Origin of the sequence: Larkinella rosea, assembly GCF_003858635.1 — a bacterium.
In the GTDB taxonomy this organism is placed as follows: Bacteria; Bacteroidota; Bacteroidia; order Cytophagales; family Spirosomataceae; genus Larkinella; species Larkinella rosea.
Window position 1 is genome coordinate 1,083,294 of sequence record NZ_RQJO01000008.1, and the last position, 13,605, is coordinate 1,096,898.

The 13,605-nt window shown below is 51.1% G+C and carries 13 protein-coding genes; 8 read left to right on the forward strand and 5 right to left on the reverse strand.

Features of this window, described 5'->3' with window-relative positions; all coding sequences use genetic code 11:
- Window positions 1-11 precede the first annotated feature (11 nt).
- The 3 genes from EHT25_RS13200 to EHT25_RS13210 all read left to right on the forward strand — a co-directional run bounded on the left by EHT25_RS13200 (window position 12) and on the right by EHT25_RS13210 (window position 4,306).
- The gene (locus EHT25_RS13200) at window positions 12-782 is read left to right on the forward strand and encodes a class I SAM-dependent methyltransferase (protein ID WP_185731353.1); all 771 of its coding nucleotides are present in this window, start codon (window positions 12-14) and stop codon (window positions 780-782) included.
- A 308-nt stretch (window positions 783-1,090) separates the two neighbouring features.
- A complete protein-coding gene (gene carB, locus EHT25_RS13205) occupies window positions 1,091-3,985 on the forward strand; it encodes a carbamoyl-phosphate synthase large subunit (protein WP_124875177.1) in 2,895 nt (964 codons plus the stop codon).
- A gap of 105 nt (window positions 3,986-4,090) precedes the next feature.
- A complete protein-coding gene (locus tag EHT25_RS13210; RefSeq protein ID WP_124875179.1) occupies window positions 4,091-4,306 on the forward strand; it encodes an antitoxin in 216 nt (71 codons plus the stop codon).
- Between the two features lie 89 nt (window positions 4,307-4,395).
- Here the strand turns inward: EHT25_RS13210 and EHT25_RS13215 are convergent, their stop codons facing one another.
- Window positions 4,396-4,836, reverse strand: coding sequence for a hypothetical protein (locus EHT25_RS13215; RefSeq protein ID WP_124875181.1), 441 nt, complete (start codon window positions 4,834-4,836; stop codon window positions 4,396-4,398).
- A 65-nt stretch (window positions 4,837-4,901) separates the two neighbouring features.
- A complete protein-coding gene (locus EHT25_RS13220; protein ID WP_124875183.1) occupies window positions 4,902-5,483 on the reverse strand; it encodes a Uma2 family endonuclease in 582 nt (193 codons plus the stop codon).
- A 147-nt stretch (window positions 5,484-5,630) separates the two neighbouring features.
- On the opposite strand from EHT25_RS13220, the gene EHT25_RS13225 reads away from it, so the two are divergent.
- Window positions 5,631-5,867 (forward strand): DUF4834 domain-containing protein, encoded by a 237-nt coding sequence (locus EHT25_RS13225; RefSeq protein WP_124875185.1) that lies wholly within the window; start codon window positions 5,631-5,633, stop codon window positions 5,865-5,867.
- Window positions 5,868-5,870: 3 nt separating this feature from the next.
- Here the strand turns inward: EHT25_RS13225 and EHT25_RS13230 are convergent, their stop codons facing one another.
- Both EHT25_RS13230 and purN read right to left on the reverse strand, forming a co-directional pair.
- Window positions 5,871-6,302 carry a YbjQ family protein gene (locus EHT25_RS13230; RefSeq protein ID WP_124875187.1) on the reverse strand — a complete coding sequence of 144 codons (432 nt, stop codon included), beginning with the start codon at window positions 6,300-6,302 and terminating at the stop codon, window positions 5,871-5,873.
- Entirely contained in the window at window positions 6,295-6,903 is a 609-nt protein-coding gene (gene purN, locus EHT25_RS13235; RefSeq protein ID WP_124875189.1) for a phosphoribosylglycinamide formyltransferase, read from the reverse strand. Before purN ends, EHT25_RS13230 begins: the two co-directional genes overlap by 8 nt.
- 74 nt (window positions 6,904-6,977) lie before the next feature.
- Here purN and EHT25_RS13240 point away from each other — a divergent pair, with 74 nt between their 5' ends.
- On the forward strand, window positions 6,978-7,604 hold the full coding sequence (locus EHT25_RS13240) for an ABC transporter ATP-binding protein (RefSeq protein WP_124875191.1): 627 nt from the start codon (window positions 6,978-6,980) through the stop codon (window positions 7,602-7,604).
- A gap of 89 nt (window positions 7,605-7,693) precedes the next feature.
- On the forward strand, window positions 7,694-8,926 hold the full coding sequence (locus tag EHT25_RS13245) for an ABC transporter permease (RefSeq protein WP_124875193.1): 1,233 nt from the start codon (window positions 7,694-7,696) through the stop codon (window positions 8,924-8,926).
- Between the two features lie 101 nt (window positions 8,927-9,027).
- Here EHT25_RS13245 and EHT25_RS13250 read toward each other — a convergent pair whose 3' ends face one another.
- A complete protein-coding gene (locus tag EHT25_RS13250) occupies window positions 9,028-9,954 on the reverse strand; it encodes a sugar phosphate isomerase/epimerase family protein (protein WP_124875195.1) in 927 nt (308 codons plus the stop codon).
- Between the two features lie 129 nt (window positions 9,955-10,083).
- Here EHT25_RS13250 and EHT25_RS13255 point away from each other — a divergent pair, with 129 nt between their 5' ends.
- Both EHT25_RS13255 and EHT25_RS13260 read left to right on the forward strand, forming a co-directional pair.
- Window positions 10,084-11,763, forward strand: a complete 1,680-nt coding sequence (locus EHT25_RS13255) for a M14 family metallopeptidase (RefSeq protein ID WP_229311524.1) — start codon at window positions 10,084-10,086, stop codon at window positions 11,761-11,763.
- Between the two features lie 97 nt (window positions 11,764-11,860).
- The gene (locus EHT25_RS13260) at window positions 11,861-13,594 is read left to right on the forward strand and encodes a M14 family metallopeptidase (RefSeq protein WP_124875197.1); all 1,734 of its coding nucleotides are present in this window, start codon (window positions 11,861-11,863) and stop codon (window positions 13,592-13,594) included.
- Window positions 13,595-13,605 lie beyond the last annotated feature (11 nt).

Sequence of the window (13,605 nt, forward strand, 5' to 3'; positions counted from 1 at the left end):
ATGTAATTCCGATGTCGGTAATCGATCAATTAGAAATCATTACCGGTGAACGGGATGTGCTTACTCCTCCGTCGCGGATGATTTTTATCGGAGATGGTGATTTCAAAAAGGTGGGGCAGCTTGGGATCGATCGCATGGTGGCGATTGGCGATCTGAAACCGACCGACCGCGTTTTGGACGTGGGCAGCGGTATTGGCCGGCTGGCGGTTCCGCTCACCAAATACCTGACAACCGGTGCGTATGACGGGATTGAAATTGTGAAGGAAGGCGTCGATTGGTGTAACAAGGAAATTCATAAGCGTTTCCCGAATTTCAATTTTCACCATTTGAATGTCTATAACAAGATGTATAATCCGAAGGGAACGATGCAGGGCCACGAACTGCGGTTTCCGTTTGCGGATGCTACCTTCGATTATGTCATCCTCAATTCGGTGTTTACCCACATGCTCGAAGCGGATTTTGAGCGATATCTGGCCGAAATTTCGCGGGTGTTGAAAAAAGGTGCCCGGGGCTATATTACGATGTTCTGGCTGAACGACGAATCGCGCCGGTTGAACGCCGAAAAGAAAAACAAATACGACCGCGTTCTGACGCCTTTCACGGAAAAGACGATGGTGCACATTCAGGATTTGCCCGAAAGCATGATTGCCTTCGACGAAACCTACGCCCGCGAATCGTTTAAAAAAGCCGGGTTGACCATCCGGGATGTCAAATTCGGCAGCTGGCCGGGTCGTGAGAATACGATCGATTACCAGGATTTGCTCTTTGTTACTAAAAAATAGCGTTTTTGTCGTTGCGCAACGGTTTTGGGGCGCAACGACAAAAACATTTAAAAGTTTTTCTTCCTAATTTGTCTCCATCCACTAATTTTGTGGGATTTTTGACCATACCAAAACAGATTGGCTTCGGAAGCTACCAAACGGTTCGCCCTGTGTCTGCGTTCCGGTCGCGCTGCCAACCTGTTTTCGCTTCGGGCCAATACGTTTCAGGAGGTCAGGAATAGTGATTGTGGGCCGTTAATTCGTCCCACATTGTTCGTCGGTTCGTCGCTTGTGACGGTTCAGATTCATTATTCAATTGTCTCACTGTAATGCCCAAAGACTCTTCAATTCGTTCGATTCTCATTATCGGCTCCGGCCCCATCGTTATTGGTCAGGCGTGTGAATTCGACTATGCCGGTTCACAGGCAGCCCGCTCCCTGCGCGAAGAAGGCATCGAGGTATCGTTGATCAACTCGAACCCGGCCACCATCATGACCGATCCCATCAATGCGGATTACGTGTACCTGAAACCGCTCGAGAAAAAATCCATCGTGGAGATTCTCAAAGCGCATCAGGAAGCGGGACGGCCCATTGATGCGGTGTTGCCAACCATGGGCGGTCAGACGGCGCTGAACCTGGCCATTGAATGCGACAAGGCCGGTGTCTGGAAAAAATACGGCGTTCGCATCATCGGCGTTGACATCAAGGCCATCGAAACCACCGAGGACCGCGAGAAATTCCGGTTGAAAATGCTCGAGCTGGGCGTCGGCGTTTGCAAAGGCCGCACGGCCCGTTCCTTTCTGGAAGGAAAAGAAATTGCGCAGGAAATCGGTTTTCCGCTGGTCATCCGGCCATCCTTCACCCTCGGCGGAACCGGGGGCGGTTTTGTCGATCGGCCGGAAGATTTTGACAAGGCGCTGAACAACGGTCTGCACGCTTCTCCGGTTCACGAAGTGCTGGTTGAGCAGAGCGTGATGGGTTGGAAAGAGTATGAACTCGAACTGCTGCGCGACGGTGCCGGGAACTTCATCATTATCTGTTCCATCGAAAACTTCGACCCGATGGGCATCCATACGGGCGACAGCATCACCGTGGCTCCGGCCATGACGCTGCCCGATACGCTGTATCAGCAGATGCGCGATCTGGCCATCAAAATGATGGACGGCATCGGAAAATTTGCCGGTGGCTGTAATGTTCAGTTCTCCGTCAATCCGGAAACCGATGATATTATTGCCATCGAAATCAACCCGCGCGTAAGCCGTTCGTCGGCGCTGGCTTCCAAAGCGACCGGTTATCCGATTGCGAAGATTGCCGCTAAAATGGCGATCGGCTATAATCTGGACGAACTGACGAATCCGATTACCGGTTCGACCTCGGCTTTCTTCGAACCCGCCATCGACTACGTGATCGTGAAAGTGCCCCGCTGGAATTTCGACAAATTTCCGGGATCTGACCGTACGCTGGGCCTGCAGATGAAATCGGTGGGTGAAGCGATGGGCATTGGGCGCAATTTTCAGGAAGCGTTGCAGAAGGCCTGCCAATCCCTCGAAATCCGGCGCAACGGCCTGGGAGCTGACGGCAAGGAACTGACCGATCAGGAAGCCATCAAATACAGCCTGGCGCACCCGAGCTGGAACCGCATGTTCCATATTTACGATGCGTTCAAAGCCGGTATTTCGTTCAAAACCATCCAGAATCTGACCAAAATCGATAAGTGGTTTTTGTTCCAGATTGAAGAACTGGTGGAGCTGGAACGTGAAATCATGCAGTTTGATCTGGAAGATATTTCGCCCGCTTTAATCCTGAAAGCCAAGCAGAAAGGCTATGCCGACCGCCAGTTGGCGCACTTGCTGGGGGTGAAGGAAAGCAAAATCTATAATTTCCGGCAGGAGCATAACATTCGGCGCGTGTTCAAGTGTGTCGATACCTGCGCGGCTGAGTTCGAGGCCCGTACGCCTTACTACTACTCGACCTTCAACAGTCCGCAATTGCCGAGCGCGGGTGGTGAATTTCCCGAAACCGGGGCGTTGCCCGTTGGCGAACTGGCCGGTAACGAGTCGATCACCAGCGAGCGCAAAAAAGTCGTCATTCTCGGATCGGGACCCAACCGCATCGGGCAGGGAATCGAATTTGATTATTCCTGCGTACACGGCGTTCTGGCGGCCAAAGAGTGTGGTTATGAGACGATTATGATCAACTGTAATCCCGAAACCGTCTCGACCGATCCGGATATTGCCGACAAATTGTATTTCGAACCGGTTTTCTGGGAACACGTTCACGCGATCATCATGCACGAAAAACCGGTGGGTGTCATCGTGCAGCTGGGCGGACAAACGGCGCTGAAAATGGCCGAAAAACTGACGCGCTACGGGATTAAAATCATCGGTACGGATTACGAATCGCTTGATCTGGCCGAGGATCGCGGTCGTTTCTCGGCGCTGCTGCGCGATTACAACATTCCGTATCCGAAATTCGGGACGGTGCGCGGTTCCGACGAAGCCGTCGAATTGTCGCGTGAACTTGGTTTTCCGCTGCTGGTGCGGCCCAGCTACGTGTTGGGCGGTCAGAGCATGAAAATTGTGTTGAACGAACAGGAACTGGAACAACACGTCGTTAAGATTCTGCACGACATTCCCGACAATAATATTCTGCTCGATCACTTCCTCGAAAACGCCATCGAAGCCGAAGCCGACGCCATCTGTGACGGCGAAGACGTGTACATCATCGGAGTGATGGAGCACATCGAACCGGCCGGGATTCACTCCGGCGATTCCTACGCGCTGCTGCCGACTTTCGACCTGAGCGACACTGTCATTCAGCAAATCGAAACCCATACGCGCACCATCGCCAAGGCCTTGAACACCGTCGGGTTGATCAATATTCAGTTTGCGGTGAAAGACGAGGTGGTGTACATCATCGAAGCCAATCCACGGGCGTCGCGGACGGTGCCGTTCATTTGCAAGGCGTACCAGGAACCGTATGTCAACTACGCCACGAAGGTGATGCTGGGTGAGAAAAAAGTGAAGGATTTTGATTTCAACCCGGTGAAGAAGGGGTACGCGATCAAAATACCGGTTTTCTCGTTCAGTAAATTCCCGAATGTGAACAAAGAACTGGGCCCGGAAATGAAGTCGACCGGTGAAGGCATTTACTTCATCGACGATCTGGAAGATGAATTCTTTCAGAAGGTGTATTCCGAGCGGAATTTGTATCTGAGCCGGTAGAAGCGATTCTGTAATCCAAAACCGTTGAGCGACTTACCAGGGGGAAGCTCAACGGTTTTTTTGTTTTTTATGTTAAGGAATCGGATATTTACTAAAAACAGAATCATGACCGTTCTGACCGTTTCCATAGAAGAAAATGCGTTTGATGACTTGGAAAAGAAATCAAAGCAGCTCAACTTATCGTCAGAAAAATTGATTCAAAAGATTATTGACGATTATTTGTACCTGGAAAAAGTTAATCAGATACGTCAGGAAATGAAAGGAGTTGCCGAAGAAGCTGGATTCCAATCCGAGGAGGATATATTCAAGGAAATCTCTTGATTCAGGGTAAAATTTGGCAAAACGATGATTTTTTACCAGGATAATTCTACATTCAACAAGGAAGAATATGATTCTCTGGGTATATGGCTTTAATCTCTTGTAAACGTGTGTCGAAAGCAATCATCGCAATTATCCGCCAGTTCCAGCTCTCTAGTTGAAACTTTTCTGATTATACTGTTATTCCCATTCATTAAGTATAATGGGTAAAAATTGATTGTATCTTTCTTCTGACTTACGAAATTGCTAACACTAATACCTGGTTCCTTGTCGGCATTGTAAATACTTTTTGCGTTGATTAATTGATAGTTTCCGGAATATAATAAAGCCTGATTGCTATAGACCTCAAATATTCCATCCTCTTTAAACCGCAAAATACGTACATCGTTGTCCCTGGGTTTTAGGTGCAAAGTCGCTATTCCGCCGGTTGATGAAACCCAGCGCCAGTCGCCCACGATGGGATGTTTCGGTTCGTTGGGCTGACAGCCCCAGGTGATTAACAGTAATGTTAGCAGCGGTAGTATCTTTTTCATAGTGACTTTGAGAATGGTAGATAGCTACTATGATTCCTGATCAAACCAACTCGTTGTAAAGCCAATCAGGAAAATAAATCTGCCAGCTTAAACTGAAAGTCCGGAGCTACCGGAGCCGCTGAGATGATATCGTTACCTTTATATGCTTTGGATTCATCGGGAGAGGTGTAAACGTAAATCTTCTGTCGTTTGGGTGCAATGTACCAGACCAATTGTGCGCCACCATCGAAATAATCCTGAATCTTGTCATTGACATCTTCGTAGGTTTCAGAATCCGACAGAATTTCAATGGCAAATGCGGTTTTAACCCGTTCGCCCCGGCGAATGGTTTGTAATTGTTCCGCCGTAAAATACGTTAAATCCGGAATCCGCTTTCTAAATCCATCCACATACGAATCGGTTTCTGGTATCAGGAGATCACCTTTTTGGAAATACGTTGTTTGTACAAAATTTCGTAGTAGAAAATTGGCAATATAGATTTCATCCTGCTTCATCGATTCCTTCGGAAGAATCCGGCCTCGTACAAATTCAAAACTGCCTTCGGTAACAGATTGGCGCTGCCACTGTTCAAATTCTTCGACTGTCTGAAATGTCGTTGGTAATGGTTGACCGGACTGATTTTCCCATTGTGATGGCATTGTAATCATGATCCGTGTGTTGATTTGCTAGTAAAGATAACGAAACGTTTCGGGGGACGATAATTTTAAGGTTTTTATAATTACAGTAGAGCAACTGTTTGTTTCCCTTTTGCGTTATATCTTTATCTCATAATTCGAACAGCCCAGTCGTTCCGCATGCTATTCAAATTCTTATTCGTTCTGCTGCTCCTCATCGCCTTCGTTCCGCCGGTCCGACGGTTTTTCTTTTGGCTGCTCGTCGGCCGACAAATCGCGAAAGAGCAGCGGAAAGCCAATGAACGTTTTAATCGGGGAGGCCGCGAAGGCGAAACCCGCGTTTATACCACGACTCCCGGCGCCACCGATTCCAAGCTGAAAGGCGGGGAATACGTGGATTATGACGAGGTGAAGTAAGCCTTACTGCCCCACTTCCCGCTCCTTCTGATACTTGACGGCCATGCCCCGCATCGAATATCCGTTGACGGTTGCCGACGTATAATACTGATACCGAACCGCAATCAGGGCATCGGCGCCTATTTTTTTAGCCTGCATCGTCAAGCGGGCCAGCAGTAATTCCTTTTGCTCGATGTTGTTTCCCCGTTTGACCATCCGTCCCTTTTGCGGTTGTTGCTGATCGGCCAGCGGAAATTCTTCCTTGTATTCCAGCCATTCCAGTTCCGTAAACGGCCGGTCGGGCTGCTGATTCTCGTAAAACACATCCACCGGATAATGGGGCGACATTGAAATCGGAATTGCCGGCCGAAAACACCCCGCCAGGCTCGTCATCAGGACGACTAACCCCACAAAACCGTACTGCCCCCACTTCGCTATTCGATATTTGTTATTCATGATTCGTTATTTCATGATTCAGTAACACTTTCTCCACAATTTCCGGGTAATATCGGTGTTCCAACACCTGCACTTTTCGGGCCACATCTTCCGGTGTATCCGACGGCTCGAGTGCGCAGGAAGCCTGAAAAAGAATGTTGCCTTCGTCGTACTGCTCATTGACGTAATGAATGGTAATCCCGGATTTCAGTTCTCCGGCTTCCACCACGGCTTCGTGCACAAAATGACCGTACATGCCTTTTCCGCCGTATTTCGGCAGCAAGGCCGGGTGAATGTTGATCATCTTTTGAGGAAACGCTTTCACCAGAGCTTCCGGTATAAGCCACATAAAACCGGCTAATACAATAAGGTCAATTTCCTGTTTCTGAAGTAGTTGTACAATACGGTCACTCTCGTAAAACGTCTTTCGATCGAACACCAAAACCGGCACGTGCAGTTTTTGATCGGAGCCAAAACCCCGGCGCGCACGATCGATAATCCCGGCTTTCGGGTTGTTGGAAAGAATCAGCGTGACCTCAATGTCGGGATGATCCGTTAAATAACCGGCAATTTTCTCCGCATTGGAGCCAGAGCCGGAGGCAAAAATGGCAATTCGCTTCATGGAATGATCAAAATGGAACGCAATAACGCTACAAACCTACGTATCTTTCGAAAAAATTTGATGATATTAGCCGTATGCTTCAATCGCATCAACTGACCTTCGCTTACTCACCGACCAAGCGTTTCTCGTTTCCGGACATTCGCTGCAACGATCGCGAAGCGGTTTTGATTCTGGGGAAATCCGGTACGGGGAAAACCACGCTGCTCCACTTGCTGGCGTTGCTCCTTCGGCCTGAAAAAGGCTCGGTCACCATCGACCAAACCGATCTGACGCAGTTACCGGTTTCCAAAACCGCCACCTTTCGGGCGGCTCATGTGGGGATTATTTACCAGAAACCGCATTTTGTCAGTGCGCTGTCGGTGATGGATAACCTTCTGCTGGCAAACTATTTAGCCAAAAATCCGCAGGACAAAAACCGCGCCCGCGAACTGGCTGCCCACCTGGGTTTTGCCGACCATCTCAACAAGAAAACCCACGAAATGAGCCAGGGCGAACAGCAGCGCGTCAGCATTGCGCGGGCCGTCATGAACAAACCGGGGGTCATTCTGGCCGACGAGCCCACCTCCAGTCTCGACGATGTCAACTGCGCCCGTGTGGTGGCTTTGCTGCGCGAACAGTCCGAGCAAATCGGAGCGAGTTTGATTGTGGTAACCCATGACCAACGGTTGAAAGACGAATTCTCGAATCAGGTGAATTTATAAGTTTATAGTTTAGGGTGTATGGTTTATAGTTGAAAGTCAGCTGACTACTCATAACCATAAACGTTAAACTAAGAATGGACTAACTGGATATGAATCTTTTTAAAATAAGCTGGGCCAATCTGAAAGATAAACCGCTCAGCAGTTTCCTCAGCGGTTTATTGATGACGTTGGGCATCACGATTATCTCGCTGCTGCTGCTGTTGAACAAGCAACTGGACGAGCAGTTTTCCCGCAACGTCAAAGGCATCGACATGGTGTTGGGCGCGAAAGGCAGCCCGTTGCAACTGATTCTGTCAAGTATCTACCAGATCGACTCGCCGACGGGCAACATTCCGCTGGACGAAGCTGAGCGGCTGACCCGCAATCCAATGATCAAAACCGCCATTCCGCTGTCGATGGGGGATAGCTACAAAACCTTCCGGATTGTCGGTACCAACAAACAATACGTCGATCATTTCGAAGCGACCGTCGGACAAGGTGTTCTGTTTCAGAAAGACCTGGAAGCGACCATCGGCGCCCGCGTGGCCGAAACGACCGGGTTGAAAATTGGTGATACCTTTTCCGGTTCGCACGGTTTGGACGGCAATGGCGAAGAACACGGCGCTACAAAGTACAAAGTCGTCGGTATTTTTAACCCAAGCAGCAGCGTCATCGACCAACTGATTCTGACGCCCTTATCGAGTGTCTGGGCGATTCATGAACACCACGAAGAGCACGAACACGAAGGTGAGGAGCCTGAGGAACACGCCGAGGAAGACCACGATCACGAAGCCGAAGCGCCCCGCGAAATCACCAGCATGCTGATCAAATTCCGGAATCCGTTGGGGATGATGGTCGCTCGGGGCATCAACAACAACTCCAAATTGCAGGCGGCTTTGCCGTCCATCGAAATCAACCGCCTGTTCGATTTGCTGGGCATCGGCGTCGATACGCTGCGTGGGCTGGCCGTCGCCATCATGCTCATTGCGGGCATCAGCGTGTTTGTGTCGCTTTATAATTCGCTGAAAGAACGGAAGTACGAAATGGCGCTGATGCTGTCGATGGGTGCCGGACGCACACAGTTGTTTGGCATGTTGCTGCTGGAAGGGCTGACGCTTTCGCTGATCGGTTTTCTATTGGGCCTGATCATGAGCCGCATCGGTTTACTATTATTTTCAATGCGGGCCGAACGTAACTTTCACTACAGCCTGAACAACCTCAGTATTTTACCTGAAGAATGGCTCGTTCTCGGCGTTGCCGTTTTGATCGGCATTGTAGCTGCAGCCTTACCCGCGCTGGGCGTCTACCGGATGAATATTTCCAAAACGCTGGCAGAAGAATAATTGGTTTTGACGTACCCACGGACTTTAGTCCGTGAAATCACTATAATTCCTGATTCTAACATTTATCGGGATTACACGGACTGAAGTCCGTGGGTACGTTTTCAACTTCCAAAAACCTCCTTCACATACTGCAGATCCTGCCGGTGGGCGGTGAGGGCGTCCATCGTGTTGGGCGATTGTTTCTCGATGCACTGCTCCAGCACCAGATGCGGGCGGATTCCAATACTTTTTAGCTCTTTCGCCAGTCGCGGATAATCGATGTCGCCCGGCCCGAACGTTTCGCTCCAGATGCCGCCTTTCGACTGGCGGAGGTGCAGTTCCGTGATCCGTTTACCGTAGAGTTTCACAATGTCGAACAATGCCACCTGCGAATTGCCCGAACCCCGATAAATCCAGTGAACATCCAGACAAAGTGATACATTCTTCGGATCGGTTGCCAGCATCATGTGGTGAAATTCACGGGCGGAGTTGCGCATTTCAACGTCGTGGGTGTGGTACGCGAGCACCATGCCCCGTTTCTTCAGTTCGGCTCCCAGCCGATCCAGATTAGCCGCCTGAATGGCCAGATCGGCATCGGTTTTGTCCTCCCCGCTCCCCCACTTGATCGGGCTGGGGTTCGTCACCACAATCCGCAAACCGAGCGGTCGGGCAGCATCGGCAATGGCCGTTACCGTTGCCAGCGTTTTATCGGCTTCATCGGCTTTGTGCAGGGTGCTGTTGACGTACAGCGAATGCATTTCCAGCTTGTGTTTTTTCAGCAAGGGCGCGAGTTTCTGGATTTCGTCCGCCGAATTCACCGACGGTTCGTAGCCCACAAGGCCCGATTTGGCAAAATCGGCCAGTGACGCATCCAGGTCAGCCGCCCAGTTGCGGCCCTGCCGCTGGTAAAACGTGTGCCAGGTGTATTGGTTGCAGGCAATCTGCGAGCGTTCAGCGGCTCCGGTTTTTGCCAGAGCGGTTTTTGTAACTGGAAGCAATGCGGCCAAACCGGCGAGCGATTGCAAGAAAGTACGGCGATCAGCGATCATGGGTTTAGGATTAAACCCTGTCAGGGTCTTCAATCGAACGTCGGCCCGGCACTGACAGGGTGAATTTCCGGCAATTTATTTAAATTTAAAGCTTTGCTCCATCATTCGAACTTTGTTTAGTCGTTTTTCATGAAACACCGTTTCCTTCCGGTTATTCTGGCCGGGATGTTGACCAGTTGCTTTGCCGTTGTTTTCAATGCCGTTGCGCAAACGCCACCCGCCGGAACCTACCCGTCGGCAGCCCAACTTTCATCCCGCTTAAAGGCAATTACCAGTCGCTACGGTACGCTGACGAATCTCCAGTCGATTGGGAAATCACCCGGCGGAAAAGACGTCTGGCTGTTGACAGTCGGTCGTGGAAAAACTGCCCAGAAACCAGCCATTGCCCTCGTAGCCGGTCTGAACGGCACGCACCTGGCCGGAACCGAACTGGCCGTTCAACTGGCCGAAAAACTCCTTGCAGCTTCCAATCAGGATAGCGTAGCGCGGTTGCTCGACAGCAAGACGTTTTATATTTTCCCCAGCGTCAATCCCGACGCGCAGGAGCAGTTTGTGGCCAAACCGCGCTACGAACGGAGCGGTAACGGAACCGATACCGACGACGACCGCGACGGCCGTTTGAACGAAGATCCGTTTGAAGACCTGAACAAGGACGGCCTGATCACGCAAATCCGGGTGGAAGACCCGACCGGCACCTTTATTCCCAGCAAAGAAGACCCGCGCGTGTTGGTCAAAGCCGATCCGGCCAAAGCGGAAACCGGTCGTTATCTGGTGATTTCGGAAGGAACCGACAACGACAAGGATGGCGCTTTCAACGAAGACGGCGCGGGCGGTGTAGCGCTGGACAAAAACTTTACGTTCGATTACCCCATTTTCGTACCGGGTTCGGGCGAAATGGCGGTTTCGGAACCGGAAGACCGGGCGCTGCTCGATTTTCTGTACAAAGCCCCGAACGTCTATGCGGTTTTTACGTTCAGCCCCCACAATAACCTCTCGGAAGCACCGAAATTCGATCGAACGAAAACCACCAAACGCATCATTACCGGCGTCATGGAGAAAGACGCCACCGTCGGCGATCAGGTTTCGAAACTTTATAACAGCCAGACGGCGCTGAAAGATGCTCCACCGATGCCGCCGACCAAGGGTAATTTTGTCCAAACCGCTTATTACCATTACGGCCGATTCAGTTTTTCGACGCCGGGCTGGTGGGTTCCCAAAGCTGCGGCTCCGGCGGATACCACGAAGGGAAAAACCGCTCCCAAACCGTCGGATAATGACGATGTCAAATTCCTGAAATGGGCCGATGTCCATAAAGTCAGCGATGTTTTTGTCGACTGGAAACCCATCGAACACCCCGATTTCCCGGGCCATAAAGCGGAAGTGGGCGGTATTTCGCCCTTTGCCCGACTGAATCCGCCGGTTTCGTTTCTGAACGATATCGCCGATAAACACCTGAAATTCATGACGGCGTTTGTCCGTCAAATGCCCGTGATCGACGTAGTGAATCTGCGGACGGAAGCGTTGTCGGGTGGTCTGACGCGCGTCACGGCGCAGGTGATCAACCGGGGTTTGCTGCCGACGGGCTCGGAAATCGGCGACCGGGTGCGGTTTGTGCCGAAGATGAAAATCGAACTCAAAACCAGTACGGGTCAGACCGTTGTCTCGGGCCGGAAGCGGATTCTGCGGAGCCCGATGGCGGCTGGCGAGTCGATGGAAGTCACCTTCCTCGTCTCCGGCACCGGACGCGCCAACCTCGAAGCCGGTAACGCCATGACTGGCACCAAATCAATCGACATAACCCTCAAATAAACCCCTGATCACCTCTGATTTACCCTGATAAACCCTGAGATATAATTGTTACACAGAGTTTATCAGGGTAAATCAGAGGTGATCAGAGAAACAAGATATGAAAAAGCTATTTGTACTTTTCTGTATACTTTTATCGACCACGACTTTCGCGCAGCAGAAACCGGCTCAGAACGATGATTTGACCGGTTTACGGGCTGTGGGTTCGCCCGCCAATCCGAAGGTGCCGATGCGCTGGAACCATTACAACGACTACGCCGGGATTACGAAGTTTTGCCAGGATATGGCGAAAGCGCATCCCAACCTCGTCAAGATCGAGTCGATGGGCAAAACGTTTCAGGGCCGCGATTTGTGGGTGCTGGTGGTCAGTGATTTCAAAACCGGGAACGTCGAGCGCAAACCCGGTTTTTACATCGACGGCAACATTCACTCGAATGAGTTACAAGGCTCGGAAATCGCGATGTATACGGCCTGGTACTTGGCCGAAAATTTTGGTACGGTCGAGTTTACGACGCAGTTGCTGAAAGACAAGGTGTTTTACATTGCGCCCAGCATCAACCTCGACGCGCGGGAGGATTTCATCAAGAATCCGAACAATCCCAACTCGCCCCGCTCGGGGATGATGCCGTTTGACGACGACGGCGACGGTGAAATTGACGAGGACAAATACGATGATCTGGACGGCGATGGGAACATCGTGCTGATGCGCCGGAAAACCCCACTGGGCCGCATGAAACAGGACCCGAACGACCCGACGCGCATGATTCCGGCCAAAGCCGACGAACCGGGCGAATACGAAATTCTGGGGTACGAAGGCATCGATAACGACGGCGACGGGCAGGTGAACGAAGATCTGGCCGGACGTTACGACCCCAACCGCGACTGGGCCTGGAACTGGCAACCCGATTACGTGCAGAACGGCGCGCTTTTCTACCCCGGAACCTTGCCCGAAACGCAGGCCATCAAGAAGTTCATTATCAACCATCCGAACATCGCCGGAGCGCAGAGTTACCACAATTACGGCGGTATGTTTCTGCGCGGGCCGGGCGCCGAAGAGGATCAGCAATTTTACAATCCAAGCGATGTGGCGGTGTATGATGTGATCGGGAAAACCGGTGAGAAAATCATTCCCGGTTACAATTACTTCGTGATTTACAAAGACTTGTATACGGTTTATGGTGGGGAAATCGACTGGCTGGCGCTGGGTCGGGGCGTGTTTACGTTCTCGACGGAATTGATGACGCCGTATCTGCTGTTCCGGCAAAAACCAACTCAGAACGATGAGTTTAACCAGTTTGGCAAGTATTTGCTGTTCGACGATGCCTATGTGACCTGGAAACCGTTCAAACATCCACAGTACGGCGACATCGAAATCGGCGGTCCGAAGAAGAATTACATCCGAAACCACCCCGGTTTTATGCTGGAAGAAGACGCCCACCGCAACATGTCGTTCACGCTTTTTCACGCCCATCAGACACCGAAGCTGGATGTGCAATCCATTACGTCAAAACCGCTCGGGAATGGGCTGACCGAAGTGACGGCCATCGTGATCAACCAGCGCGTGATTCCCACGCATTCATCGCACGACATCAAATACAAAATCGAACGGCCCGATTACATTACGCTGAAAGGAGCCAGTCCGCTGGCGGCCATGATTGTGGAAAACGCCGATCTGAACATCACGCGGGAGCAAAAAAACAATCCGGCCACGATTGAAGTCCCGAACATTCCGGGCATGGGCTACGTGCAGGTTCGCTGGATTGTGAAAGGGAGCGGAAAATACACGGTTTCGGTCGACAGCCGGAAGGGGGGCGTGGTGGAGAAGACGCAGTAACGTACCTGAAA